The following is a 25150-nucleotide window of genomic DNA, read 5'->3' as shown; positions in this document are numbered from 1 at the left end:
TCGTCGTTGGTGTAGATCCGCGTCCGAAAGCGCCGCTCAGGCCCAGGCAGGCGCTCGATGTGGCCGGTGCGCAGCCGAAAGCGGCCAGCGGCACGGTCGCGGTAATAGAGCTTCAGCGATTCGCCGATGACCGGAAAGGCGATCTGCTCCCACGGGATCTCATCCTCGCGCATGAGGCTGACCTCCAGACTCTCGGTGCCGGGGCCGAAGTCCAGGGTTTCGAGCCGGGCGCGGAACAGCATATAGACCTGGCTGATGTGCGGCAGGTTGAACAGGGTGTAGAGGCCGCCGACTGCAACCTGTGCGCGGGCCTCTTCCAGGGTCTCGCGGGCGGCGCCCTGCTGCACCGTCTCGCCGTTCTCCATGAAGCCCGCGGGTAGGGTCCAGAGCCCGTAGCGCGGCTCGATGGCGCGCTTGCAGAGCAGGATGCGGTCTTCCCACTCTGGGATGCAGCCGACGACGATCTTCGGGTTCTGGTAGTGCACCGCCCCGCAGGCGTCGCAAACATACCGCGGCAGGTTGTCGCCCTCCGGTACGCGCAGGGTCACGGCCTCGCCGCAGTGGCTGCAGAAGTTCATCGTCGCGGTTGCTCCTCTCTGCTGGGTCTGGGCGGCTGGATCTGGGCGACTGGATCTGGACGCTTCCGGGCGCAGGCCGGCCATGGGATCAACGTGAGCACAGGGTCATCATACGGACATGCGATCGCTCGCCGCCGGGCTTAACATGGGGCCAGTGCGGTCACGCCGCCAGTGATGCCGGCGGTGACGACACTGCCGGCGGTGGTGCGGCCGCGGGGAACCCCCCATTATGTCCGCCATTCAAGCCGCCTCGGAGAGGCCGATGCCCGCCCCCACTTACAACACCAAACCCGGCACCTGGGACCTCACCGGCGCCACCTTCATCGACGGTGGCGTCAACTTCTGCTGCTTCTCGCGCCATGCGACGGCGGTGGAGCTGCTGCTGTTCGAACAACCCGCGAGCCCGCACCCCTTCCAGGTGATCACGCTCGACCCGCGCGTGCACCGCACCTTCTTCTTCTGGCACGTGCTGGTGGAGAACCTACCGGAGGGCACCTGCTACGGCTGGCGCATGGACGGCCCCACCAACACGGCCGAGAGCGGCTGTCGCTTCGACCGCGACAAACTCCTGCTGGATCCCTGGTGCACGGCCGTGGACGACCGGCTCTGGGATCGCGACGCGGCGGCCAGGCCGGGCGACAACCTGGCCACCGCCATGCGCTCGGTGCTGCTGCGCGACGACTACGACTGGGAGGGCGACACGCACCGGCACGTGCCGCTGACCGAGGCCATCATCTACGAGATGCACGTAGGCGGCTTCACCCGGCACCCGTCCGCGGACACGCCCCATCCCGGCACCTTCCGCGCCCTGGTCGAGAAGATCCCATACCTGCAAGACCTCGGCATCACGCACGTGGAGCTGCTGCCGGTGATGGCCTATGACCTGCAGGACGTGCCGCCGCACACCGCGGAGCTCGGCTTGGCCAACTTCTGGGGCTACAGCACCCACAGCTTCTTCGCCCCGCACCCGCATTACGCCTGCGACCCGGCGCGCGCCCGGGACGAGTTCCGCGACATGGTGAAGGCCCTGCACCGGGCCGGCATCGGCGTGATCCTGGACGTGGTCTACAACCACACCGCCGAAGGCGGCATGGACGGGCCGACCATCGCGTTCAAGGGGATGGGCAACGAGATCTTCTACCACCTGGACGCTGAGGACCGGCGCAGGTACCGCGATTACACCGGCTGCGGCAACACCGTCAACTGCAACCACCCGCTGGTAACCCGCTACCTCATCGCGAGCCTGCACTACTGGGCGCACGACATGCATGTGGACGGCTTCCGCTTCGACCTCGCCAGCGCCATGGCCCGCGGCGAGGACGGCGCGCCGGAAAACCACGCGCCGGTGCTCTGGTCCATCGAGCTGTCCCCGGAGCTGGGCCGCGCGCACATCATCGCCGAGGCCTGGGACGCCGCCGGGCTCTACCAGGTGGGCGACTTCCCGGGCTTCCGCTGGGCGGAGTGGAACGGCCACTACCGGGACGTGGTGCGCGCCTTCGTGCGCGGCGACAAGGGGCTGATCCAGCACCTGGCGACGCGCGTCGCCGGCTCCAGCGACCTCTACGAGGCGCGCGGGCGGCTGCCGGCCAATTCCATCAACTTCATTACCTGCCACGACGGCTTCACGCTGTGGGACCTGGTCTCCTACGACGAGAAGCACAACGAGGCCAACGGTGAGGGCAACCGCGACGGCCATGATCACAACCTGAGCTGGAACTGCGGCGTCGAGGGGCCCACGGACGACCCGGAAATCCTCGCACTGCGCCAGCGCCAGGCGCGCAACCTGACGGCCATCCTGCTGCTGAGCCAGGGCGTACCGATGTTGCTCGCCGGCGACGAGTTGCTGCGCACCAAGCAGGGCAACAACAACACCTACTGCCAGAACAACGAACTGTCCTGGATCGACTGGCGAGAAGTCGACGACAACCGCGACATGCTGGACTTCACCCGCGGCATGATCGCGTTTCGCAAGCGGCACCCCACCCTGCGCCGTCGGCGCTTCCTGACCGGCAAGCCGGACCGCGAGGGCGCCCCGCCGGACATCACCTGGCACGGCGTGAAGCTGCACGACCCCGGCTGGGACGACGGCAACGCCCAATCGCTGGCGTTTATGCTGGCGGGCCTTGCCGACGACGAGCCGCACCTGCACGTGATGCTGAACATGTGGGACCGGGCGCTGGAGTTTGCGCTGCCCCCGCTGGATGGCCGCCGCTGGTACCTGGCAGTGGACACCGCCAGCCAACCCGCCGTGCGGGAGTCCGAGCAACAGCCCGCGGTGCACGACGGCCGCTATCGCGTCGGCCCGCGCAGCGTGGTCGTGCTGGAAGGCCGCTGAAAAGCCGATCGACCGCCCCGCGCGGCACTGGCGGTCAAGCCCGTCGGCCTCATATGGCCAGTCACCACCCGCAAACTGAAGGAGCGAGCAGATGCAACTCGGCATGATCGGCCTCGGGCGCATGGGCGCCAACATGGTCCAGCGGCTCATGGCCGCCGGGCACGACTGCGTCGTTTACGACACGAACCCCGACAGCGTCCAGGCGCTGGTGAACGACGGCGCCACCGGCGCCGACAGCGTCCAAGACCTCTGCGCCAAGCTCACTGCGCCGCGGTCGGTGTGGATCATGGTGCCGGCGGCCGTCGTCGATAAGGTCATCGCGGACCTGCGCCCGCACCTGGAAGCGGACGACACCATCATCGACGGCGGCAATTCCAACTACCGCGAGGACATGCGCCACCAGGCATCCCTGCGCGATGCCGGCGTCCACTTTCTGGACTGCGGCACCTCCGGCGGCGTCTGGGGCAAGGAGCGCGGCTACTGCCTGATGATCGGCGGCGACGCCGGCGCCGTGCAGCGCCTGGACCCCATTTTCAAGACACTCGCACCCGGCGTCGGCGACATCGAGCGCACGCGCGGGCGCAGCGGCGAGCCAAGCCCCGCCGAGCAAGGCTATCTGCACTGCGGCCCGAGCGGCGCCGGGCACTTCGTCAAGATGGTGCACAACGGCATCGAGTACGCGCTGATGGGCGCCTACGCCGAGGGCCTGAACATCCTCAAGCACGCCGGCATCGGCCGCCAGGATCAGGAAGTCGACGCCGAGACGGCACCGCTCGCGGACCCCGAGTACTACCAGTTCGACATCGACGTCGCCGAGGTGGCGGAGGTCTGGCGCCGCGGCAGCGTCGTCGCCTCCTGGCTGCTGGACCTGACGGCCATCGCGCTGCTGCACGACAAGGAGCTCGACGGCTACGGCGGGCGCGTGTCGGACTCCGGCGAGGGCCGCTGGACCTGCCAGGCCGCCATCGACACCGGCACCCCGGCGCCGCTGCTCACCGCCGCGCTGTTCGAGCGCTTCAGCTCCCGCGGCGAGGCGGACTTCGCCAACAAGATGCTGTCGGCGATGCGCTATCAGTTCGGGGGGCATGAGGAGAAGTCGGAGTAGCGAGGCGGGGGAGCGAGACTTGTGGGAGCGCCACTGCTTTTTGTGGCGCGATCTTCTTGCGGCCGCTCGGTCGCGGCACCGAGCGTGCCGCTCCCACACCGAGCGCGCCGCTCCCGCGGGGCGTGTTGTGGGAGCGCCACTGCCTTTTGTGGCGCGATCATCCCGCGGTGGTCGGGAGTTGCTCGCGTCGGCGCGCCGGCCGCTCGGTCGCGGCACCGAGCGTGCCGTTCCCACACCGAGCGTGCTGCTCCCGCAAGCCCTGACACTGTCTCAACCGCACAGACCGGAATCAGCAGCGCACGAGGAGACACAGCATGTCCCTGATGCAGACCGACTTCACCGAGGCCGCACCGGCGCCGCCGAATGTCATGATCATCTTCGGCGCCGCCGGCGACCTCACCAAGCGCAAGCTGGTGCCATCGCTCTATCACCTGTGCAACGCTCGGCTGCTGCCGGACGGCTTCGTCATGCTCGGCCTCGACCGGATGGACATGGACGACGACGCCTTCCGCTCCCTGATGGCGGAGAAGATCAAGGACCACGTCGGCGAAGCCTTCGACGACGCCGTCTGGCACCGCCTCGCCGAGCGGCTCCAGTACATGAAGATCGACATGCTGAACGGCACCGACTACGAACGGCTCTGCGAGCGCCTGAGCCGCATCGATGCCGAGCGCGCCACCGACGGCAACTACCTCTTCTATATGGCCATCCCGCCCAGCCTGTTCTCTCAGGTGGCGGATCACCTCGGCGACGTCGGACTGCTGCACCAGACCGAGGACGACTGGCGCCGGATCATCATCGAAAAGCCCTTCGGCCACGACCTCGAGTCCGCCATTGCGCTGAACAAGCACCTGCACAGGAACCTGGACGAGGAGCAGATCTACCGCATCGACCATTACCTGGGCAAGGAAACCGTCCAGAACATCATGGTGTTCCGCTTCGCAAACGGCTTCATCGAGCCGCTGTGGAACCGCCAGCACATCGACCACGTGCAGATCACCGTCGCCGAGTCCGTCGGCGTCGAGCACCGCGGCGCCTATTACGAAGAGGCCGGCGCCATGCGCGACATGATTCCGAATCATCTCCTGGTGCTGCTCGGCTTCCTCGCCATGGAGCCGCCCAACTCCTTCGACGCCACGGCGCTGCGCGACGAGGTCAACAAGGTGCTGGACGCCATCACGCCGCTGACCCCCGAGGACGTGCTCACCCACGCCGTGCGTGGCCAGTATGGCCCCGGCAAGATGCCCAACGGCGAGCAGGTGATGGCCTATCGCGCATCGCCCGGCGTGGACCCGCACTCCCATACCGAGACCTTCGCCGCCCTCAAGCTCGGCATGGACAACTGGCGCTGGGCCGGCGTGCCCTTCTATCTGCGCACTGGCAAACGGCTCACCGCGCAGTACACCGAGGTCGCCATTCAATTCAAGCGGGCGCCGACCATCATGTTCAAAGACACGGACGTCGACGAGATCGAGCCCGACATGCTGGTGCTGCGCATCCAGCCCAACGAAGGCATCCAGATGAGCTTCGGCGCCAAGATTCCGGGGCCCACCATGCGCATCGGCGCCGTCAACATGGACTTCTGCTACGAGGACTACTTCGGGAACAAGCCCGCCACCGGCTACGAGACCCTCATCTACGACTGCATGAAGGGCGACGCCACCCTCTTCAAGCACGCCGACACCGTGGAGAAGGGCTGGGAGATCGTCCAGTCGGTGCTCGACGTCTGGGCCGCGCTGCCCCCGCGCGACTTTCCCAACTACGCCGCCGGCACCTGGGGCCCCGCCGCCGCCGGCGACCTCCCCAAGCGCGACGGGCGGATCTGGCGGCGGATCGAGGTGCCAAAAGCACACCGATGAAGAAGGGCCGAGGGCCGAGGGCCGCGTATCGTTAGGTGTAGGTCGGGTTAGCGCAGCGTAACCCGACGCTGGGCCTCAGTAAGCCGTTGATTGTCGGGTTACGCTATCGCTAGCCCGACCTACGATCCGCTGGTTTTCGGCGTTGCGAGCAATACGTGGTCGTTGTCGTTGTCGAGTATCCGACCACGACCACGCTTACGACCACGAACGCAAAATCAGGAGAAGCGCTGCACTAGACCCACCCAATACGCCCAGCGCCTGTATCGCACGAGCCCGCCTGGCGGGCGGCCGAGCCAAGTGGAACTCGGCGCCCCCAGGCGGCCGTCGGACGGCGACGGGGCCTTACCGCCAAGCGAGCGGCTAGTGCCCCCTGGCGGCGCCGACTTTCAGTCAGCTCCTCTCAATGCTCGCCCTTGGTGCGCAGCAACCCGGCCAGACGATTGCCCTGCTTCTGCGGACCGCCGCGCGGGAACAACCGGTGCAGCGCCGCGCTGCCACCCTCCTGCGGGCCCCATTGGGCGCGGAAGTGCTTGACCATGTCGCGTACCGAGGCCTGGCTGCCGTGGCGGCTGTAATGCTCGCGCAGGAAGCGGATAACGGCCCAGTGGCGCGCCGTGAGCGTCAGCCCCTCGGCCGCGGCCAACTCGCGCGCAAAGGCCTCGCTCCAATCGGATGGGTCCACCAGATAGCCTTCGCCGTCGGTGACGACCTGCCGGCCGTCCACCTCGAGCGTGCGCGTAGCCATGTCGCTGTAGGCATTGCTGCCGCTCGGGAATTCACCTGGATGGCCGGCGGTAGCGGCGGCGCTTTCCACCACCGACCAGAGCCCAATGGGGATCTCGTCGGCGAACTGGCCGTGGTAGCGCTCGATGCCCGAGACCAGCACCTTGCCGCTCTCGGCCTCGAGCGGGAAACGCGCGCGGCCTTCGCGGTCGGTGTCCACGGCCGCGGTGCGCGTGCCGTCCGGATCCACTTCCAGCACCACGGGCGTGCGCTTCAGCGGCTCGCCGGTGACTCGCATGAAGACCTTGACCGTAATCATCGTAACCCTCCCCGGCTTACTTCGCCGTCAGGTTGCGCGCTCTGCCCGGTGCATCGACGCCGCTGCCGGGGCACCACCACGGCACAGCCCGCGCTGGGACGGCGTGGCGGTGCTCGCGGAATGGTCGAGCGGGCAGTGCTCGCTGTCTTGAGTATGGGTTACTTAGATACGACTGGTGCGGGGTACCGGCCTTGACTCGGATCAAGCCGTGTCGGGCGGTCTTGGTGGGTGGGGTCGCATGAGGCCGCCTCGCGGCGGCCGGGCCGAGTGCAACTCGGCGCCCCCAGGGGGCGCCGCGTGGGGGCGCCGAGTTGCACTCGGCGTTCTTTCATTGCCGGCCGAAGCCGGCGCACCGGCCGGCTCAGCCCTCGCCGTCGCGCGCGAACAGCTCGTCGAGCTTCTGCTCAAAGGCGTGGTAGCCGAGGTATTCGTAAAGCTCGGCGCGGGTCTGCATGCTATCGATGACGCCGGCCTGGGTACCGCCCTTGCGGATGGCCTGGTAGACGTCGAGCGCGGCCTTGTTCATGGCGCGGAAGGCCGAGAGCGGATAGAGCACCAGCGACACGCCGGCACCGGCGAGCTCGTTGGTGGTGAACAGCGGCGTGGCGCCGAACTCGGTGATGTTGGCGAGCACGGGCACGTCCACGGCAGCGGTGAAGCGCTCGTACTGCGCAAGCTCCGTCAGCGCCTCCGGGAAGATCATGTCCGCGCCGGCCTCGGCACAGGCGGCGGCGCGCTCGATGGCGGCATCGATCCCCTCCACGGCCATGGCATCGGTGCGCGCCATGATGACGAAATCGTCGCGGCGGGCGTCCACGGCGGCCTTGATGCGGTCCACCATCTCCGCGAGCGGCACGATGGCCTTGTTGGGCCGGTGGCCGCAGCGCTTGGCGGCGACCTGGTCCTCGATGTGGCAGCCGGCGGCGCCGGCGCGGTTCAGCTCGCGCACGGTGCGGGCGATGTTGAAGGCGCCGCCCCAGCCGGTGTCCGCGTCCACCAGCACCGGCAGGTCGCAGGCGTACGTGATGCGCCGCACATCCACCAGCACGTCCTCCAGGCTGGAGATGCCGAGGTCCGGCACGCCGAGGGAGCCCGCGGCGACGCCGCCGCCGGAGATGTACAGGGCCCGGTAGCCGGTGTGGGCGGCCAGCATGGCATGGTAGGCGTTGATGGCGCCGATGACCTGCAATGGGCGCTCTTCCTGCACGGCGCGGCGCAGCTTGGCGCCGGGGGTCTCGTGGTTGCTCATCCGTCACCTCCGGGTTGCGCGAGCGATGCGCGGACGGCAGCCGCGCAAACCTGACACTGTAGCCTGTTTGGCGCCATCGGTGGCCGGAAGAACGGCAATCCTTGTCATTGGCGCGAGCGGACTTCTCCGTGCCGCGCGCCGCGCGACATCGACTGCGCTCAGAGCGCGTCAAGAAGCCCCGTGGGTCGCGCTGGGAAACGACGCCCGACACCGCACCGCATGTAACCGCCTGAACGTCGGCCCGACCTACGGAGCTCGGCAATGTAGGTCGGGCCGACGGTAGGAGGCCCGACGATCGGGCGTTGGCGCGCGCGGTGTCGGGCTTCGTTCCTAAGCCTGACCTGCGGTGACCGCGTTGAATCGAGCCGCGACAGGTTGTTTTCGCATCCTCTCAGCCGACGACCGCGACAACTCCGCCGATGAGGTCGCCCGCTATACTGCGTCGAACGCCAGCCGCAACCCAAGCACAGCCATGCCAGCCTCCGCCGCCGGTGCCGCAGCGCGCCGGGCCGACTCCCCGCACGCCACCGCCGAGGCGATGGCCACCGCCCGCGAGATCCACCAGCGCCTCCAGGACAACCTCACGCGCGTAATGCGTGGCCAAGAGCAGGCCATCCGCTGGCTGCTGGCCGCCGTGGCGGTCGGCGGGCACGTGCTGCTGGAAGACGTGCCCGGCACCGGCAAGACCACCCTCGCCAAGGCCCTGGCACGCTCCATCCACGGCACCTTCAAGCGCGTGCAGTTCACGCCGGACCTGATGCCGTCGGACATCCTCGGCGTCTCGGTCTACGACCCGTCCGGGCACGCCTTCCACTTCCGGCCCGGTCCGGTGTTCACGCAGATCCTGCTGGCGGATGAGATCAACCGCGCCTCGCCGCGCACCCAGGCGGCGCTGCTGGAGGCCATGGGCGAGGCGCAGGTGAGCGTGGACGGCGAGCTGCGGCCGCTCGACGAGCTGTTTTTCGTCATCGCCACCCAGAACCCCATCGAGCTGCACGGCACCTACCCGCTGCCGGAGGCGCAGATGGACCGCTTCGCGCTGCGCTTCGGGCTGGGCTATATCGGCGAGGCCGCGGAGGCCGCGCTGCTGGACGACCAGCGCGGCGGCCACGCGCTGGCGCGGCTCCAACCCTGCGCTGGCGTCGCGGACATCCTCGCGCTGCGCCGGGCGGTGCGGCAGGTGCGCGTCGCCGAGCCCATGCGCCGCTACATCGTCGCGCTGGTGGCGGCCAGCCGCCGGCAGGAGGGCGTCGCGCTCGGCGCCAGCCCGCGGGCGTCGCTGATGCTGATGCAGATCGGCCAGGCGCTGGCGCTGTTCGACGGCCTCGACTACCTGCCGCCGGAGCCGGTACGCGAGCTGGCCGTACCCGTCATCGCCCACCGACTCGGCCTGGACCCCGCCGCCCGCTACGCCGGCCGCAGCGCCGCCGATGTCGTGCGCGACTGCCTGGCCGCGGTGCCGCCGCCGGAGTGATGCAGCGGCGCGCGACCCCCGCCGGCAAAGATGGTCGGCGACCACGCCGGTCCATCGCCGAACGCCCCGAGCGCGTCATCAAGGCCTGGAGCTGGCTCAACCTGCGCATCGCCAGCGCCGGCCAGAACTGGCTGCGCCGGCACTTCACGCCGGCCGGCCAGGGCGTGCTGGCCGCCACCTTCGCCGCCGGTCTGGTCGGCATCGACACCCGCCTCAGCGCCGCGCATCAGGCGTTCGCCTTCGGCGCCGCGCTGCTCTTCGTCGCCTGGCTCGGCACCCTGACGCCGCTGCCCAAGGTCCAGGTGCAGCGCCGGCTGCCGAGCCGCGCCGCCGTCGGCGAGCCCGCCCGCTTCCGGGTCCAGGTGCGGAACTCCGGCAGACGAACGGCGGCCGGTCTCAGCCTGCACGAGCGCCTGGCGGACCCACGCCCGAGCCTGAACACCTTCCTCGACCACCGCGCGCCGGTGGAGGCGAGGCTCAACCCCTTCGAGCGCCTGCTCGGCTATCCGCGCTGGGAGTGGCTGATCCGCAGCGCTCGCGGCGCGGAGCCGCAGCCACCGGCGCCGCTCCCCGCGATCGGCCCAAGCGGCGAGCTGGCGCTGGAACTAGCCCTCACGCCCACCCGCCGCGGCTGGCTGCACCTGGACGGTCTGGTGCTCGGCCGCATCGACCCGCTGGGCCTGATGCGCCGCGAGCGCATCGCCGCCAACGCCGGCCGCGTGCTGGTGCTGCCGCGCCGCTTCCCGGTGCCGACCCTGCGCCCGCCCGGCCGCCGGCGGCTTCAGCCGGGCGGCATCGAGCTGGCCGCAAGCCGGGGCGACTCGCGCGAATTCATGGGCCTGCGCGACTACCTGCCCGGCGACTCCCCGCGCCACATCCACTGGGCGGCCTGGGCGCGCTGCGGCGAGCCGGTGGTCAAGGAATACCGCGACGAATACTTCAGCCGCCAGGCGTTGCTGCTGGACACCTGCCCCGCCCCCGGCGACGACCCGGCGCGCTTCGAGACCGCCGTCTCCGTCGCCGCCTCCCTGCTCGCCCCACTGGCCGAGCACCCCAACGGCCCCGACGGTCTGCTGGACCTCATCCTTTACGCTGGCGGCGTGCGCATCCTCACCGCCGGCCGCGGGCTGCTCTCCACCGCCGCCATGCTGGAACTGCTCGCCTGCATCGAGCCGCAGCCCGCGGCCGGCTTCGCGCACCTCGCCGACACCATCGCCAACCGCGCCACGCAGCAGAGCGCCTGCCTGTGCGTGCTGCTTTGCTGGGACGCGCCGCGCCGCGAGCTGGTCGCGGCGCTGCGGCGGGCGGGGCTGCCGGTGACGCTGCTGCTGATCGCCGACCGCGACGCGCATACCGCCGCCGACCTGATCCCGGTGGACCCCGATGATCCGGCACCGGCACTGGCACGCCTGCGCTGACCCCTTGATCACTCGTCTTCCGCTCATGGAAACCATCACCTTCTCCGACGCCCGCAACCAGCTCAAGCAGGTCCTCGACCGTGTCGCAGAAGACGCGGACTACACCCTGATCACCCGGCGAGATGCCGAGTCGGCGGTGGTGATGTCCCTGGCCAGCTTCAACAGCCTGATGGAGACGGTGCACCTGCTGCGCTCGTCGGCCAAAGCCGCCCATCTCGCCCGCTCCATCGCCCAGTATCGAGCCGGAGACGTCGAGGAGCACCGGCTGGTCGATGAATAGATGCCTCGCATGGGCGCCGGCAGCCTGATCGGATTACCTCTACCGGCAGCACCAGGATCGAAAGACGGTGAAGCGCACGATCCGCGCGCGCAACCGAGCCAGTTCCGCTTCGGCCCGCTGGCGCGCGGCGGCCTCGGCCTCGGCGCGTGCGACCTCCGCCTCGGCGCGTTGCTCGGCCGCGGTCCAGCCGGGCAGGACTCGCGAGCGGACGCTGCCGTCGGTCACCGGCAGCGGCACGTAGCGGCTGGATGCCTCCAGGGTGTAGCAGGCCTGGTGCTCGCGCGGTGGGAAAGGATGTAGTACTCGGGCATGCCGCCCGTGGCGTATTCACCGCGCGTGGTGACCGCGTCGCGCCGAATGTCCTTCGGGCGCAGGTCGGACAGGGCCTCGATGCCGTAAAAACGGTGCGGTAGCGGCCGTCGTGCAGCGCGTAGACGATCAGGACCCAGTCCCCGGGGTCGATGATCCAGTAGTAGGGCACGCCTGCACGTTGCAGCTGCAGGAAATGGGTGATGGTGTCCTTGCGCTCGTGGCCGGGGGAGAGAATCTCGCACACCCAGTCCGGCAGCACCGTCATGATCCCGGATGGGCGCTTCGGCAAACGTTCTTTGCGCCAGCCCGCAAGGTCGTCAGGAGGCTCAAAATGAACAGCTCGTCCAACCGTCCGCGCAGCTCCACCAGCTTGGGCGCCTTATCCCGCTCAGCGTTGGCGCGGATGATCGGCGCGACGGTCTCCCGGCTCTTATTCCGCAGCCCCGTGCCGAGCGTGGATTTGTGGTAGCGGGCGAAGCCGGCGACCACCTTCTCGAAATGCGCCGCCACGTCCATCCCCTGCCTATAAATCGGTAGAGGCTCGTAGCGTGCCATAGCCGCCGCGCCAGAACATCACGCACGCTGCGCACACGAGCAGGGGGAATGCCCCCTGCCCCCTCGACGGGCCGAATCAGCCGAACGACCGAATAACCAGGATCGCCTGCCGCCCCACCCGGCCGGCCCCGAGCCCCAGCAGCCCCAGAGCCATCAGCCCCGCCGTGCCGGGCAGCGGGGCGGCGGCGGTGATTTGTCCGGGGCGAACTGCCCAGGCGTGGTTCAGGAGGCCCTTACTGGTGTAGCTCTGGGAGCCATCGCTGGTGATGAAGTACCACCCGCCAGAGGCCGAGCTCTCCGTACCGGACCAGTATCCGGTATTCTGAACATTCATGAAGATGCCGGTCAGGGTGATGCTGGAGGTAATGTTCTGGCGCGCGGTCAGGTTGCCCTCGTCGTAAAACAGATGCCCCACCTCACTGTCGGCGCAGTCATAAGCCGGGCCACAGGGTCCGCTGCCATCATCGTTCAACGCCGACCACAGCCGCCAATCGTCGGCGCCGCCGTACGCGATGATCCCGAGCCACTCCACCCACGCCGTCGCGCCCCTCCAGGTCATGCGCCAATCGGTCGTGTTGAAGTCGCTCGCCACGACGGGGTGATCGCCATTGCTGTCGGTGACGGTCGGTACCGCGGCGATGATCTGATCTACCACCGTGTTGTCGGCGACGTACTGGGTCTTGAACAGGTTCGCGTCCGCCGTCCAGGTCAGGCCCGGACTGGACGCCCCCACCGGCGTGTAGTCGTCGTCGTAGACTAGATCGGCGCCGTTGGCTTGATAGGCCACCAGCGCCGCCTGCGCACCGCCGCCGACCATCAGCAGCCCCGCTGCCGTCATCCGCTGCCATGTCTTCAGTGCCATTGGTGCTTTCTCCTAGATCCGTGCATTGCAGTTGCCGCGCTCAGGGGTTCCTGGCGCCGCCGCCCGATATGCATATTCTGCGCCACTCCTGTATATCTCTGACAAAGCGTAAGATTTTTCCGAGGAAAGCGCATCCCGTGCACGCACGCCTATGCGAATGTAAAGTTTCTTGACACTGTTGCACGCACCGCGATCTCCGCAGCAAGATCAGATAGTATTTTATTTATCAGATAGATATGGCGGATGGCGGCGGCGAAAATGTGAAAAAATCCCGACACCCGAGGGTGCCCGTCCCTCGCGATGCCTCGGCATGGGCGTGCAACGGCGTCGCGAAGAGCTCGCCGGCATTGTTCAGCGATTCCGGCCCGCGGGCCGGCATCACGTCGTCGAAATACACGGTCATCTGGTACTGGAGCTGGTCGGCACGCAAGCCCCCCGGCACGCTACTCCTCATGCAACGCGGCCACCGGATCCAGCGCCGCGGCGCGCAGCGCCGGCAGCACGCCGGCGGCCAGCCCAATGAGCCCGGCCGCGGCCTCGGCGAGCAGCACGAAGTCCCAGGCGGTGCGGGTCGGCAGCGCGGGCACGAGGGCGCCGATGAGCCAGGCGCCGCCGGCGCCGAGCAGGAATCCCGCCGCGCCGCCGAGCAGGGCGAGCAGCGTCGCCTCCAGCAGGAACAGCGCCAGGATCTGCCCGCGGCTCGCGCCGAGCGCCCGTAGCAGGCCGATCTCGGCGCGGCGCTCGGCCACGGCGATGGTCATGATGGTGAGGATGCCGATGCCGCCCACCACCAGGGAGATGGCGCCGAGGCCGCCAACGATGGCGGTGAGCACATCCAGCACCGAGCCCAGTACCTCCAGCATCTGGTCCTGGGTGGTGATGGTGAAGTCCTCGCGGCCGTGGCGGCGGATCAAGAGTTCCTTGACCCGCTTGGCGACCGCCGCGCTGTCGGCGTCGCGGTCGTAGAGCAGGTCGATCTCCATCAGGCCCTCGCGGTCGAACATGGCCAGCGAGCGCTGCACCGGGATATACACCGTGTCGTCGAGGTCGAAGCCCAGCATCTGCCCCTTGGGCGCCATGACGCCGATGACCCGGAACGGCTCGCCGCCGATGCGGATGCGCTCGCCCAGCGCCGCCCCGCCCCCGCCGGTTCCCCCCTGGAAGAGCTCGCGATTCAGCTTGGCGCCGAGCACGGCCACCGCCCGGCCAGCCCCATCCCGCGGCAGAAAGCGCCCCAGCGCCGGGCGCATGCCCCAGATGGCCGGCACCTCGGGGCCGGCGCCGAAGACCATGGTGCGCCGGCTGCGCCCGCCCGCCTCCACCGCCGCATTGCCGGTCACGACGCCCACCACGGCCTCCACATCCGGCACCCGCTCCAGCGCGCCGGCATCGTCCAGCGACAGCGGCCGCACGCTCGCGATCATGGCGCCGGACATGCCCATGGTGGTCGTCTTGCCCGGGTTCACGGCGATCAGGTTGGTGCCGAACTGCGTGAACTCCGCCAGCACAAAGCTGCGCACGCCCTCGCCGATGGCCGTCAGCAGCACCACCGCGGCGACGCCGATGGCGATGCCTGAGAGCGTCAGCGCGCTGCGGCCGCGGCGGGCCAGAACAGCGCCGAGCGTATAGGTTGCGATATCTCTGAGGCGCATCTGTCCCGCTCGTCTCTACTGCCAGGGTTTTCAGTGCGGAGTGCGTCGTGCGTGGTACGGCGTGCGCAGAGGGTCGCGCGCGGTGTCGGGCTTCGTTCCTCAGCCCGACCTACGGGGTCCCGCACTGCGCACTTCAAACTCTATTCAAGGCTTGTACCGGATCGAGCCGCGCCGCGCGGCGCGCCGGCAGCAGCCCGAACACCAGCCCGGCGCCGATGGAGACCGCGGCGGCCGCCAACGGCGCCCAGGCCGGCACCACGAGCTGAAACGCCGGGAACTGCGCGTTGAAGATCCAGACACCGAGATAGGCCAGCGCGATGCCGGCGGCGGTGCCGGCGGCGGCGAGCAGCAGCGCCTCGGTGAGGAAGAGCCCCAGCACGTCGCGCTGGCGGGCGCCAAGGGCCTTGAGCAGGCCGATCTCGGCAGTGCGCTGGGACACGGAGACGAGCATCACGTTCATGATCAGCACGCCGGCGACGGCGAGGCTGATGGCGGCGATGCCGGCGACGGCCAGAGTCAGGGCACCGAGGATGCGGTCGAAGGTGCCGAGCAGGGCATCCTGGGTGATGACCGTGACGTCGTCCTCGCCCTCGTGGCGCTCGCGGATGATGCGGCGGAGGTCGTCGGCGGCCACGTCGAGCGACTCGCGCCCCCCCGCCTGCACCAGCACGCGGAACAGGCCGGGGTTGTCGAACAGTGCCTGGGCGCTGGCCACTGGGATCAAGGCGACGTCCGCCAAGTTGCTGCCCAGCGAAACGCCGCTCTCGGCCAGCAGCCCGATGACCCGGAAGCGCCGGTCGCCGATGCGCACCCGCTGGCCGATGGGGTTGGCGCCCCGGAACAGTTCCCGCGCCAGCGTCTGCCCCATCACCGCCACCGGCGCGCCCCGCTCCGGGTCCCCGGGCGGCAGGAAGCGCCCGGCGGCCATGTCCAGCCGGCGCACGTCGAGGAATTCCGTCGTGGAGCCGAGGATGGTCACCTCCCGCGACAGCGAGCCGACGGACACCTCCGCGGCACCGATGGACACGGGCGCGACCCGCTCCACATAGCGCGAGCGCAGCAGGGCCAGCGCGTCATCCAGCGTCAGGTCCCGCGGCGTCTCGCCGAGCAGCGGTGGCGCGCCGCCGGCGGTCTCGTTGCGTCCCGGCAGCACGATCAGCAGATGCGTGCCGAGTTGCGTGAACTCGTTCAGCACGTAGCGCCGCGCGCCCTCCCCCAGCGACGACAGCAGCACCACCGCCGCGGTGGCGAAGGCCATCGCCGTCAGCGTCAGCCAGGTGCGGGTGAGGTGCGCGGTCAGGGCACGGGCGGCGCTGGTGAGGGTGTCGGTGGGGTGCATGAGCCTCGATCGGGACACGTGGACGCGGCGACGGCCGTCAGCAGCGGAGGCGCGAAGCGTCGTGCACGGACACGGCCAATGATGCGGCTGTCTCCGGTGGCGAAGCGGCGCCGACGCCGATGTCGGGATCGCCAACCACCACGGGATCGATTGGCCGAGGCGTCAGCAGGGAATTTCGCCACCCGGGTTCTCCCATGCTGGGCCAGGGAACGCCCGCCAGTCATTCCCTCGGCATCCTGGATAGACTCTGGCAGCCCGAATGATTGATAGTGAGCTGTTTACCAGACGGGGTTCCACCTTTCCGCAAAGCATCCCGCCTGAAGTCCATGCACAGCGTTTCCCCGGCCAGCCATTACCAGCCCGAGATCCAGGGTCTGCGCGCCATCGCGGTGATGCTCGTGGTGTTCTATCACAGCGGCCTGCCAGGGCTGCCAGGCGGGTACGTCGGCGTCGATGTCTTTTTCGTCATCTCCGGCTACCTGATTACCGGGCTGTTGCTACGCGAGATCGGGCGCAGCGGCGGCATCTCGCTGGGCGGCTTCTATGCCCGCCGGATGCGGCGGTTGCTGCCGGCCGCGTCGCTGGTGCTGTTGGCGACCATCGCCGTTGCCTGGTACGCATACTCGCCGCTGGAGCTCACGGAGTTCTCGCGCTCCGCTCTCGCCACCGCCGCCTATCTCAGCAATCTCTGGTTTGCCCATCTATCCACCGACTACCTGGCCGAGAATACGGATGCGAACCCGTTGCTGCATACCTGGTCGCTGGCGGTGGAAGAACAGTTCTACCTGGTTTGGCCGTTCCTGCTGCTTGCCGTCCTGCATCTGGGTGCGCGCTCCGGTTTCGCGCGCCGCCTGCTCCTGGCCTTCTGCGCGACAATCGTCGTATCGCTCGCCGGCGCCGTATTCCTCACCGACTACAACCAGCCTTGGGCGTTCTTCGGTTCGCCGACCCGGGCGTGGGAATTCGCCGTCGGCGGCCTGTTGGCGCTTTGGCTCGCGCATGGCCGCACGATCGGGCCACGGCTTTCCATCGCGCTGGGGACCCTCGGGCTGGTCATGGTCATGGGCGCGGCCCTGGTGTATAGCAAGCGCACGCCGTTTCCCGGGTGGTCGGCCTTGGCGCCCGTCCTGGGCGCAGCATTGATCATTGCAGGGGCGCAGACGGATCGGCTACGCGGGCGCGGGGTCGGTGCCTTTCTCGCGCTGCGCCCGATGCAGTTCATCGGCGACCTCTCCTATTCCCTGTACCTGTGGCACTGGCCGGTCTTCATCTTCGCCATGCTTTGGCTCGGCGAGTTGTCGTTGAACGAACGCCTGCTGAGCATCGCGGGCGTATTTGTTCTGGCGTGGCTGACCGCGGTCCTCGTCGAGAACCCAGTGCGCTTCAATCGACGTCTATCCGCCCGCGCGACACGCGGGTTGGCCGCCGGGGCGATGCTGACCGCAATCGTCGCGGCAATCGCGCTCGGGGTGCAGAGTCTCGCCGCGCGGGCGCTCAAAGAGCCGGCGCAGCAACTGTTCCTGGACGCGCACCGACGAGTCCCCGCGGTCTACGACGACGGATGCCACGCCGATTTTCTCGACGTGGAGCAACCGGAGTGCCTGTTCGGGGAGCGCAACGGCGCGATGACGCTGGTACTGTTCGGTGATTCACACGCGGCGCAGTGGTTTCCCGCCCTGCGCGAGTTGGTGGAGAGCCGGCGCTGGCGATTGTACGCGTTCACAAAGTCCGGTTGCCCGTCGGTTGACTACGAACTGTATAACCCCGCACTCGGCCGCCAATATACCGAGTGCACGGCCTGGCGGACGGCGACGATCGAGCGCATCGCGGCAATCCGCCCCGACTCGGTGATCGTGACGAACTCCAACCGCTACGTCTACGGCGGGAACGAGGCCATGCTGCAACAATGGCAGGCCGCCACCGAGCGCACGCTGGCCGCGCTCGAGTCCGCCGCCAGCTCGGTTGTCCTGCTCAGGGACACGCCACGGCCCTATCTGAGCGCGCCGCGCTGCCTGTCCATGGCGCGCTGGCGCGGCAAGGACCCGGAGGACGCCTGCGTGCTGCATGTGATCCCGCCGGATCAGGACGACGTCTGGCACGTGGAGCGTGACGCGTCAGCCGCAATCGGCAACGTCCGCACGATCGATCTCGGCGATGTCATTTGTCCGCAGCCCCCATGCAGCTCGTTGCGCGCTGGACAGGTCCTCTTCCGCGATAGCTCGCACATGTCGGTGCCTTACAGCCGTACGCTGGCGGAGCCCCTGGCTCGGGAACTGCTGAGGGACCGGGAGATCGACGTGGGAAGCACGGTTGGCGATATCTCGGACAACGAGACACGGCTCTGACCGCCTCGCATCCAGCGATCAGAAAAGGCGCGTACGCCGCCGCTCGCGCTGCGCCGGACAGCGGTGATATGGCACCGGAAAGCGCGCCGCCGGCGCCGTGCCCCATAGATTGGTCAGCTCAGGTTTCTGCTCGCAGTGCGCGGAGTGCACCGCGCACGATGCCCCTTTGCACCACCGCCATGAAGGCGATGAGGATGATCGCCATGATCACACAGCCCGATGATGTCACCAGCATGTAGACACCAAACATCTGCACCACAAGGGTTGCAATCGCAAGACTCAAAACGGCGGGCAGCATGTGCGCAGTTGGAAATCGGTCAAGGACTCTGGGGTAACCCCACAAGACCCCGCGCCATGCCCACACCGCCAAGCCGAGCGCGATCATGCCGTAGATGAAGACCTGTGTGGTTGCGATTAGCGAGCGGAACAACGCCACCAAGTCCGCATAGGCGCCAGTGCCGAGAATGTCAGGAAAGCTCATTTCGATGCCTTCGAGGTGATAGTGCGCAACGCTGATGATGTGCCGCTCATCGACGCCGACAAAGCCGCGGATCTCGTCCGTCTGGAGTTGGACGTATGTTCGCGGAGACCCGCCCACACGGCTACTGAGCTCGGGCTTATCACCCGTTAGCGTGCGCTCGGAAAAGGGCGTCGGGAGGTCCTCGAAGCAGCCGGCGGGCAGGCACTACCCCGATTAGGAAGACCGCGCCTGGCAGGCCAGGGAAACGCCGACTATTGGCCAGGGTCCCATGCTCGCCCCCCCTGGCCAACAATCGGGCTCTGCCTCAGGTGATGCGCAATCTCGCGGCGACCGGGGAACCGCGTCGCGGACCCCCGGGGGAAGGGTAAGAGGGCGCGGCGCAGCCCGTCAGGGGTCCTGGGCAACCCGGAAGCCGACGCTGGCGGTCCGAGACGCGGCATTGCCCCTGAAGCGGAAGGCCGAGCGGAGCAGGTCCGGCTTACCGCCCCAGTAACCGCCGCGCATCACGCGCTGGCGACAGTCGGCATCGTCCGGCTCGCCCCACGCGGAGCCATCATTCGGCGCGCCGGCGTAGTTGCCATGCCAGCAGTCCTCGACCCACTCCCAGACATTGCCCGCCGTGTCCCGAAGACCGAAAGCATTCGCCTGGAAGCTGCCCACCGGCGCGGTTTGCCGCAAGTCCCATGGGCTGCCGCAACCGTCACAGTCGGCCCAAACCGAATCACCCTCGTGGACGTCATCGCCCCACCAATACGCGGTATTGGTGCCGCCGCGGGCGGCATGTTCCCATTCGGCTTCCTTGGGCAGCCGGTACCGCTTTCCGGTCTTGCCGGACAGCCAGTCGGTATAGGCCTCGGCGTCCTGCCAAGACACGTTGATCACCGGGCGGTCGCCCCGGCCCCAGCCTTTGTCATCCGGCAGCTTGCGCCAGGTCGCGAGCGCAAAGCGGTCGTACTCCGCGAAGGTAACCTCGTCGCGGCCGATGCGATAGGCATGGGCAATCCGCACTTCATGTCCGGGTCCGAGCCAGGACGCCTTCGAACTGTCGAGCCCCATTACGAAGCGCATCGGGTGCCCGGATTCTTGGGAGATCGTGATCATCTCGGGCTCGATGGGCTGCCATAGTCCAGCCGCATCGAGCACCGCCGCCAACGGATGGCGCAATGTCAGGCCGCGAGCACCGAGCCAGGCGAGCCCCTGCCACGCGGCGACGACGACCAGGATGGCAACGACCACCAACAGCCGGCGGCGTTTGCGCTGGGCGCGGCTTGCGCGCAGGTATTCACCGGCCAGCTCGGAGGCGGCCCCCACATGCGCGAAGCGTTTGAGGGTGCGCCCGGATGCAAGCCCCCGCCGGCGCGGCTTGCCCTGCTCGCGCCACTGTCCGGCGAGCTCATCCAGCAACCGCTGATCCTTGCGCGTCTGACGCAGCTGATCGACCCAGGCGCCGAGCCGGCTCCATGCACCGATCAGCGCCTCGTGCGCCAATGCCACGGTCTGACGGCCGGAAACCGGGTCTCTGGCGGTAACGAGCAGCCGGCAATCCTGGTCCGCCAGTTCCCGAGCCAGTACGGCCTCAGCCGCATCCAATTGGCCGAGACCGGTGCGCAGGCCGATGTCGCCGGTCGCTTCACCGGGGCGCACCAGCTTGGTGAAGAGCTGCTCGGCAGCCCGTTGCCCGGCCGGATCGAGTCCGCCATAGAACGTCTCGGCGCGCTGGGCGACGGCACCCTCGATGCCGCCCGTACTCTGATAGACGGCATGCAGCAATCGATCACCGCGACGGCCAGCCCACAAGGCCTCAAGCGCGAACTGCAATCGCGACAGGTTGCCGGGCGCGTCGCCGACGTCGTCCAACAGCCGCTCGGGGAGGCCATCCTCGAACTGGAGGCCAGCCTGCTCTGCGGGCCGGGTCACCGCCGCCGCCAGCTCCTCGCGGTTCATGGGGCCGAGGTTGATCTGCGCCGCCTGCAGTCGGTCTGCCAGGCGCCGGTGGTCCAGCACCTGGTTGTAGAAGTCGGCCCGCAAGGTCAGCACGACGGTGAGCGGCGCCGCGTCGGCGGCCGTGAGCAAGACATCGATGAAGCCAGCAGTGCGCGCCTTGGTGTCGTCGTCGCCGGCCTGGGTGTAGAGCTCTTCCCACTGGTCGACCACGAGCAGAAGACGGTCCGTGCCGGGCTGCCTGGCCAGCAAACGCTCGATCACCGCTGCCAGCGTCACCTCGCCGGCGGCGAGGCGCCCGGCAAGCTGCTCGATCTGCTCCGGCCAGTCGCTCGCGCCCGCCTCGGGCTCAAGGAAGGGCAACAGCGCGCCGGCGAGCGCATGCAGCGGCCGTGCGCCGGTCAGCAGCGTTGCGACCTCCCAGATCGTATCCGCATCCGGCTGGCGCAGCGCGGGCACCAGCCCGGCGCGGACCAGCGAGGACTTGCCGCTGCCGGAGCTCCCGACAACAGCCACCAGTGATTGAGCGGCGACGGCCCTCAGCAACGCCTCGGTGCAAGCCTCGCGGCCAAAGAAGAAGGGCGCATCCTCTTCGCGAAAGACTTCGAGACCCCGGTATGGGCAGACTCGGGCGGCGGTCTGGCGCGTGCGCTCCAGCAGCGCGGCCGGCGGCTCCCCGCGGACCGCGGCGGCGAGCAGGTCAAGTGCATCGGTGTCGTCCACGCCGGCACGCAGATCTACCCAGGTGCTCAGCGTGAGGAACCCGAGCGCGGGCTCGGCGTTCGGCAACAGCACGGGGATAACACCGAAGCGGGGGTTCCTTCCCTGGCGGTCCAGCGCCAGGGTGCGCTCGCGCTGCTGCCACGGACCCATGCCGTGGGGGCCGAGCACGATGGCGGCGGCTCGACACTGGGCGAGATGCCCCGCCAGCGCCTCCGGCCAAGCGCTTCCCGGCACCAGCTCCCAGCGATCGAGAAAGACCTTGAGACCGCGGTCCTCGAGCGCGCGCGCGAGGTGCCCAACCGCGGCATGGTCGAGCGGGTTGTAGCTGAGGAAGACGTCGAAGTCAGGTAGGTCGGCCATGTCGTGCTCTATTGCACCGCGGCGTGGGTCGCCGGCGCGCGGGGCGTCTGCGCCCCTGCACGACCGGCGCGCTCCCACTGCGCTTCCGAGGGCAACCGGCAGAGAGGGACTGCCAGTCTGCGCGCCCAACTATGCGCGCCGGCCCGTTGGGGTACGCTTGGGCGTTCTTCCGCAACCCATCGATCACGAGTCGCGCGCCGAGCCCGCCCCCCACGTCAGGTTCGTCGCCGGCCCATGGGCGCGACGTTACGGCTGTCGTTCGCGAAGCTCACTGGCGTGACGCCCAGGCGCATTCTGCACCCTAAGAGTCCGGCTTGAGCAAGCTCTTCGACGAGACCCCGACAATGTCGGATACGCGCGCCGGCGTGCTCTTGATCGGCCCGTCGAAGGACTCCTTAGCACAAATTCCGTAATACCACCAGACGTCGCAGACTTCAGCGGCAAGCAGCGAGCATACCCGATGGCCGGTGACGCGGGCTACGCGGAGATACAGTGATGGGCGGAGCGCACGGAACGGCGCTCGGCATAAGAAGACGACCTGCGGGCGCGCGTGGCAGCGTCCGCTCGCCGCCGGGGGCGCCGACTTTCAGTCGGCGCATGCCCGGGAACGGCAGATGACCTTCCCGCCATCGCTGTTGGGCCACGCGTCGCGCGGGGTCGCCTAGCAGCGGCCGGGCCGAGCGGAGCTCGCCGCCCCCGGCGGCGCCCCGGGGGCTTGCAGGATGGCGCCGTCGTCCATGCGGATGCGGCGGTGGGCACGCTCGCCGAGGGCTTGGTCATGGGTGACGACGATAAGCGTCAGGCCCTGGGCATTGAGGGCCTCCAGGGCGCCGATGACGTCGTCGCTGCTGGCGCGGTCGAGGTTACCGGTAGGCTCGTCGGCGAGCAGCAGGCGCGGACGGGTGACGGCGGCCCGCGCGATGGCGACGCGCTGGCGCTGGCCGCCGGAGAGCTGGTCCGGGCGGTGATCGGCGCGCGGGGTCATGCCCAGCGCGTCCAGGGCATCCGCAACCTGCCGACGACGCTCGCGGACGGAGTGCCCGGCGAGGATCAGCGGCAGTTCGACGTTCTCTGCGGCCGTGAGCCGGGGGATCAGATGAAACGCCTGAAAGACGAAGCCGATGCGCTCGCGCCTGAGCCTTGCGCGGCGTTCCTCGGGCAGGGTCGTCGTCTCGATGCCATCGAGTTGGTAGCTGCCGGCGTCGGGACGATCCAGTAGGCCCAAGATGTTGAGCAACGTGCTCTTGCCGGAGCCGGACGGGCCCATCACCGCCGCGTATGCTCCATCGCCGATGGTGAGGTTGACGTCGCGCAGGGCGTGGACGGTCTGGTCGCCTACCTGGAAGCTGCGCTCGACGCCGATGAGCTGGATCACCTTGGAGTCCGCCGTTGCATCACGAAGCACAACAATAAGAAGCAGGACTGGTGTGGTGACGCCACCACGTGGACGGATTCAGTCCGGCTGTGACGTCGAGTCTTGACCTTAAATCCGTGTCGCCCTGGCGGGCGCCACTTTGCCGGCGCTGCCCGGGAGTGGCGCTCCATGGCGACCCGCGTGAACCCGAGGGTGGGCACTCAATCCTTGCCTTGGCCATCGTCAGCCACTGCCGGCGCACCCGCCTCAACGCCGTCGCGGTCCAGGGACAGCACCACTCGCTCGCCAGCCTTCAGGCCCGATACCACCTCGGTGCGCTCCCAGTTGCCAAGGCCCGTCTCGATGTCGCGGGACGCGAGCACGCCGTCCGGCGGCAGCACCAGCACCGAGCTGGGCACGTCATCAAACCCCGGGCGGATGGCCGCGGTGGGGATGGACAGGGTGTCGTCGGCCGCGGCGGTGACGATCTCCACGTCGGCGCTGTAGCCGGCCAACAGCGGCGGATCGTCGGGCGGATCGGCAATGACGACCTCAACCTCGACGGTGCGGGCCTGCTTTTCCTGGTCCAGCACATAGGGAGCGATGCGCCGCACGACGCCGGCGAACTCGCGCCCCGCATAGGCGTCCAGGGTCACCCGCGCTGCAAAGCCCAGCCGCACGCGGGCGGCGTCCACCTCGTCGATGGGCGCGGAGATGTAGAAGCAGCTGTCGTCGATGAGGTCCACCGCCGGCGGCGTCGGAATGCCGGGGGGCGACGGCGTCACGTACTCGTTCAGCTCGCCGGACACCTCGGCGACGACACCGGCGAAGGGCGCGGTGAGCCGGGTGCGCTCCAGCTCGGCCTGGGCGACGCCAACCCGCGCGGCGGCAACGCGGGCCTTGGCGTTGGCGGCCTCACAGTCGGCGCGGCCGGCGGCGGCGGCGGTCTGGGCGCGGTCCACGGCCTCCTCGCTGGCCATGCGGCGTTGCTGGAGCTTCTCCTGCCGCGCCGCCTCGCGGGCGGCCTGCTCGGCGTTGAGGCAGGTGGCGCGGGCGCTGGCGGCGCTGGCCTCGGCCTCGCGCTCGGCCAGCTCGAGCTGCGCGACCAGGTCGCGATTCCACAGCGCCAGCAGCAGTTGGCCGGCCTCGACGCGGTCGCCCTCATGCACCTTGAGCTCGGCCATCTGGCCACCGATGCCGGGCGCCAACCGCGCCCGCCGGCACGCCTTGACGGTGCCGGCGCGGGTGTTGGCGACGATCTCCTCCACCCGGCCGCGCTCCACCTGCGCGACCCGCACCTCGACCGGCGTCGGGCGTGTCGCGTACCACCACGCGGCGGCAGCGCCGGCGGCGAGCAGCAGGATCAGCAGTGGGCCGACGGGGATGCGCATGGGGTCGCCAGGGGTGGCCTTGCTACTGCGGTCGGCCGCGGGCGGTGCGCCGGGTACAGCCGACCGGCTAGAGCATCTCCACCAAAGCGGCGATGGCGGCCACTTGGGCGAACATGAGCGGCACCAGCCACTTGAGGAGATCGGCCTTGACCTGCGCGATGTCGGTCTTGAGCTCGGCGCGCAAGCGCTCGATGTCCGTCTTCAAGTCCGCGCGCACACGCTCGATCTCGGTATTCAACTCCGCGCGCACACGCTCGATCTCGGCCATGAGCTCGGCCCGAACCCGCTCGATGTCGCGCTGCAAGCGCAGTTCCGTCTCACGCAGGTGCGCCTGCGTCGCCAGGTCCGGCAGATGTGGATAGCGCTCTTCCAGGCGCTCGAACGCCTCCGCGATGAGTCGGGCGCGGGTCTTGTCGTCCGGGGCCGAGGTCAGCGCCTCGTAAAGCTCAACGGCGGAGTTCATGCACCCAATCTGCCACCGGCACGCGGGCCGGG

Annotated in this window: 21 protein-coding genes and 1 pseudogene; 7 read left to right on the top strand and 15 right to left on the bottom strand. The window is 69.0% G+C overall.

The genetic code is table 11. The features are described 5' to 3' along the window. Positions 1-578, bottom strand: a 578-nt coding sequence (locus LJE69_RS06180) for an NUDIX hydrolase (RefSeq protein WP_296922724.1), incomplete at its 3' end; no start/stop codon positions are given. Between the two features lie 262 nt (positions 579-840). Between LJE69_RS06180 and glgX the strand changes: the two genes are divergently transcribed. The 3 genes from glgX (at position 841) to zwf (ending at position 5877) form a co-directional block, all read left to right on the top strand. After that, positions 841-2913, top strand: a complete 2073-nt coding sequence (glgX, locus tag LJE69_RS06175; RefSeq protein ID WP_296922721.1) for a glycogen debranching protein GlgX — start codon at positions 841-843, stop codon at positions 2911-2913. A gap of 91 nt (positions 2914-3004) precedes the next feature. Next, positions 3005-4018 carry a phosphogluconate dehydrogenase (NAD(+)-dependent, decarboxylating) gene (gene gnd / locus LJE69_RS06170; RefSeq protein ID WP_296922718.1) on the top strand — a complete coding sequence of 338 codons (1014 nt, stop codon included), beginning with the start codon at positions 3005-3007 and terminating at the stop codon, positions 4016-4018. 314 nt (positions 4019-4332) lie between these two features. Beyond that, positions 4333-5877, top strand: coding sequence for a glucose-6-phosphate dehydrogenase (zwf, locus tag LJE69_RS06165; protein WP_296922715.1), 1545 nt, complete (start codon positions 4333-4335; stop codon positions 5875-5877). A 400-nt stretch (positions 5878-6277) separates the two neighbouring features. On the opposite strand, the gene LJE69_RS06160 is transcribed toward zwf, so the two are convergent. Both LJE69_RS06160 and prpB read right to left on the bottom strand, forming a co-directional pair. Beyond that, complete coding sequence (locus LJE69_RS06160) at positions 6278-6919, bottom strand: TusE/DsrC/DsvC family sulfur relay protein (RefSeq protein ID WP_296922713.1); 642 nt, start codon at positions 6917-6919, stop codon at positions 6278-6280. 361 nt (positions 6920-7280) lie between these two features. Continuing rightward, positions 7281-8168: a methylisocitrate lyase gene (prpB, locus tag LJE69_RS06155; RefSeq protein ID WP_296922711.1), complete on the bottom strand. Its 888-nt coding sequence runs from the start codon at positions 8166-8168 to the stop codon at positions 7281-7283. Between the two features lie 472 nt (positions 8169-8640). Between prpB and LJE69_RS06150 the strand changes: the two genes are divergently transcribed. Genes LJE69_RS06150 through LJE69_RS06140 form a run of 3 tightly spaced genes read left to right on the top strand, consistent with a single transcriptional unit; the run spans position 8641 to position 11340 of the window. After that, positions 8641-9642: a MoxR family ATPase gene (locus LJE69_RS06150; RefSeq protein WP_296922707.1), complete on the top strand. Its 1002-nt coding sequence runs from the start codon at positions 8641-8643 to the stop codon at positions 9640-9642. Next, positions 9642-11060, top strand: a complete 1419-nt coding sequence (locus tag LJE69_RS06145; protein ID WP_296922706.1) for a DUF58 domain-containing protein — start codon at positions 9642-9644, stop codon at positions 11058-11060. Before LJE69_RS06150 ends, LJE69_RS06145 begins: the two co-directional genes overlap by 1 nt. Positions 11061-11085: 25 nt before the next feature. Continuing rightward, positions 11086-11340 carry a type II toxin-antitoxin system Phd/YefM family antitoxin gene (locus tag LJE69_RS06140; RefSeq protein ID WP_296922704.1) on the top strand — a complete coding sequence of 85 codons (255 nt, stop codon included), beginning with the start codon at positions 11086-11088 and terminating at the stop codon, positions 11338-11340. Between the two features lie 39 nt (positions 11341-11379). Here the strand turns inward: LJE69_RS06140 and LJE69_RS06135 are convergent, their stop codons facing one another. The 7 genes and pseudogenes from LJE69_RS06135 to LJE69_RS06105 all read right to left on the bottom strand — a co-directional run bounded on the left by LJE69_RS06135 (position 11380) and on the right by LJE69_RS06105 (position 16060). After that, entirely contained in the window at positions 11380-11565 is a 186-nt protein-coding gene (locus LJE69_RS06135) for a hypothetical protein (RefSeq protein WP_296922701.1), read from the bottom strand. A gap of 229 nt (positions 11566-11794) precedes the next feature. Continuing rightward, positions 11795-11917, bottom strand: a pseudogene (locus LJE69_RS20950) (Uma2 family endonuclease); the annotation flags it as partial. Then, positions 11914-12207 carry a hypothetical protein gene (locus LJE69_RS06125; protein WP_296922699.1) on the bottom strand — a complete coding sequence of 98 codons (294 nt, stop codon included), beginning with the start codon at positions 12205-12207 and terminating at the stop codon, positions 11914-11916. The gene LJE69_RS06125 and the pseudogene LJE69_RS20950, both read right to left, overlap by 4 nt. Before the next feature lie 76 nt (positions 12208-12283). Next, a complete protein-coding gene (locus tag LJE69_RS06120; RefSeq protein WP_296922697.1) occupies positions 12284-13069 on the bottom strand; it encodes a hypothetical protein in 786 nt (261 codons plus the stop codon). A 226-nt stretch (positions 13070-13295) separates the two neighbouring features. Beyond that, positions 13296-13511, bottom strand: a complete 216-nt coding sequence (locus tag LJE69_RS06115) for a hypothetical protein (RefSeq protein ID WP_296922694.1) — start codon at positions 13509-13511, stop codon at positions 13296-13298. A 1-nt stretch (position 13512) separates the two neighbouring features. Beyond that, on the bottom strand, positions 13513-14721 hold the full coding sequence (locus LJE69_RS06110; protein ID WP_296922692.1) for an ABC transporter permease: 1209 nt from the start codon (positions 14719-14721) through the stop codon (positions 13513-13515). A gap of 133 nt (positions 14722-14854) precedes the next feature. Beyond that, entirely contained in the window at positions 14855-16060 is a 1206-nt protein-coding gene (locus tag LJE69_RS06105) for an ABC transporter permease (RefSeq protein ID WP_296922689.1), read from the bottom strand. Between the two features lie 269 nt (positions 16061-16329). Between LJE69_RS06105 and LJE69_RS06100 the strand changes: the two genes are divergently transcribed. After that, positions 16330-18405 carry an acyltransferase family protein gene (locus LJE69_RS06100; RefSeq protein WP_296922730.1) on the top strand — a complete coding sequence of 692 codons (2076 nt, stop codon included), beginning with the start codon at positions 16330-16332 and terminating at the stop codon, positions 18403-18405. Positions 18406-18523: 118 nt separating this feature from the next. Here the strand turns inward: LJE69_RS06100 and LJE69_RS06095 are convergent, their stop codons facing one another. From LJE69_RS06095 to LJE69_RS06075, 5 genes are all read right to left on the bottom strand, one after another. After that, the gene (locus LJE69_RS06095) at positions 18524-18886 is read right to left on the bottom strand and encodes a hypothetical protein (protein WP_296922687.1); all 363 of its coding nucleotides are present in this window, start codon (positions 18884-18886) and stop codon (positions 18524-18526) included. Between the two features lie 387 nt (positions 18887-19273). After that, entirely contained in the window at positions 19274-21910 is a 2637-nt protein-coding gene (locus LJE69_RS06090) for an SUMF1/EgtB/PvdO family nonheme iron enzyme (protein ID WP_296922684.1), read from the bottom strand. Positions 21911-22571: 661 nt separating this feature from the next. Continuing rightward, entirely contained in the window at positions 22572-23285 is a 714-nt protein-coding gene (locus LJE69_RS06085; RefSeq protein WP_296922681.1) for an ABC transporter ATP-binding protein, read from the bottom strand. A gap of 200 nt (positions 23286-23485) precedes the next feature. Then, entirely contained in the window at positions 23486-24655 is a 1170-nt protein-coding gene (locus tag LJE69_RS06080; protein WP_296922678.1) for an efflux RND transporter periplasmic adaptor subunit, read from the bottom strand. Positions 24656-24722: 67 nt separating this feature from the next. Then, positions 24723-25118, bottom strand: a complete 396-nt coding sequence (locus tag LJE69_RS06075) for a DUF1640 domain-containing protein (protein ID WP_296922675.1) — start codon at positions 25116-25118, stop codon at positions 24723-24725. Positions 25119-25150: the final 32 nt, after the last annotated feature.

The organism is Thiohalocapsa sp. (assembly GCF_022340605.1).
Classification (GTDB): domain Bacteria; phylum Pseudomonadota; class Gammaproteobacteria; order Chromatiales; family Chromatiaceae; genus Thiohalocapsa.
The sequence above is the reverse complement of the archived record's forward strand: the minus strand, read 5'-3'. Positions and strand labels throughout refer to the sequence as shown.

Coding starts and splice junctions, on each gene's coding strand:
- zwf (WP_296922715.1), top strand. CDS start 4,333: ATGTCCCTGATGCAGACCGACTTCACCGAGGCCGCACCGGCGCCGCCG.
- prpB (WP_296922711.1), bottom strand. CDS start 8,168: ATGAGCAACCACGAGACCCCCGGCGCCAAGCTGCGCCGCGCCGTGCAG.
- LJE69_RS06140 (WP_296922704.1), top strand. CDS start 11,086: ATGGAAACCATCACCTTCTCCGACGCCCGCAACCAGCTCAAGCAGGTC.
- LJE69_RS06075 (WP_296922675.1), bottom strand. CDS start 25,118: ATGAACTCCGCCGTTGAGCTTTACGAGGCGCTGACCTCGGCCCCGGAC.
- LJE69_RS06150 (WP_296922707.1), top strand. CDS start 8,641: ATGCCAGCCTCCGCCGCCGGTGCCGCAGCGCGCCGGGCCGACTCCCCG.
- glgX (WP_296922721.1), top strand. CDS start 841: ATGCCCGCCCCCACTTACAACACCAAACCCGGCACCTGGGACCTCACC.
- LJE69_RS06160 (WP_296922713.1), bottom strand. CDS start 6,919: ATGATTACGGTCAAGGTCTTCATGCGAGTCACCGGCGAGCCGCTGAAG.
- LJE69_RS06095 (WP_296922687.1), bottom strand. CDS start 18,886: ATGAGCTTTCCTGACATTCTCGGCACTGGCGCCTATGCGGACTTGGTG.
- LJE69_RS06080 (WP_296922678.1), bottom strand. CDS start 24,655: ATGCGCATCCCCGTCGGCCCACTGCTGATCCTGCTGCTCGCCGCCGGC.
- LJE69_RS06105 (WP_296922689.1), bottom strand. CDS start 16,060: ATGCACCCCACCGACACCCTCACCAGCGCCGCCCGTGCCCTGACCGCG.
- gnd (WP_296922718.1), top strand. CDS start 3,005: ATGCAACTCGGCATGATCGGCCTCGGGCGCATGGGCGCCAACATGGTC.
- LJE69_RS06090 (WP_296922684.1), bottom strand. CDS start 21,910: ATGGCCGACCTACCTGACTTCGACGTCTTCCTCAGCTACAACCCGCTC.
- LJE69_RS06120 (WP_296922697.1), bottom strand. CDS start 13,069: ATGGCACTGAAGACATGGCAGCGGATGACGGCAGCGGGGCTGCTGATG.
- LJE69_RS06125 (WP_296922699.1), bottom strand. CDS start 12,207: ATGGCACGCTACGAGCCTCTACCGATTTATAGGCAGGGGATGGACGTG.
- LJE69_RS06145 (WP_296922706.1), top strand. CDS start 9,642: ATGCAGCGGCGCGCGACCCCCGCCGGCAAAGATGGTCGGCGACCACGC.
- LJE69_RS06110 (WP_296922692.1), bottom strand. CDS start 14,721: ATGCGCCTCAGAGATATCGCAACCTATACGCTCGGCGCTGTTCTGGCC.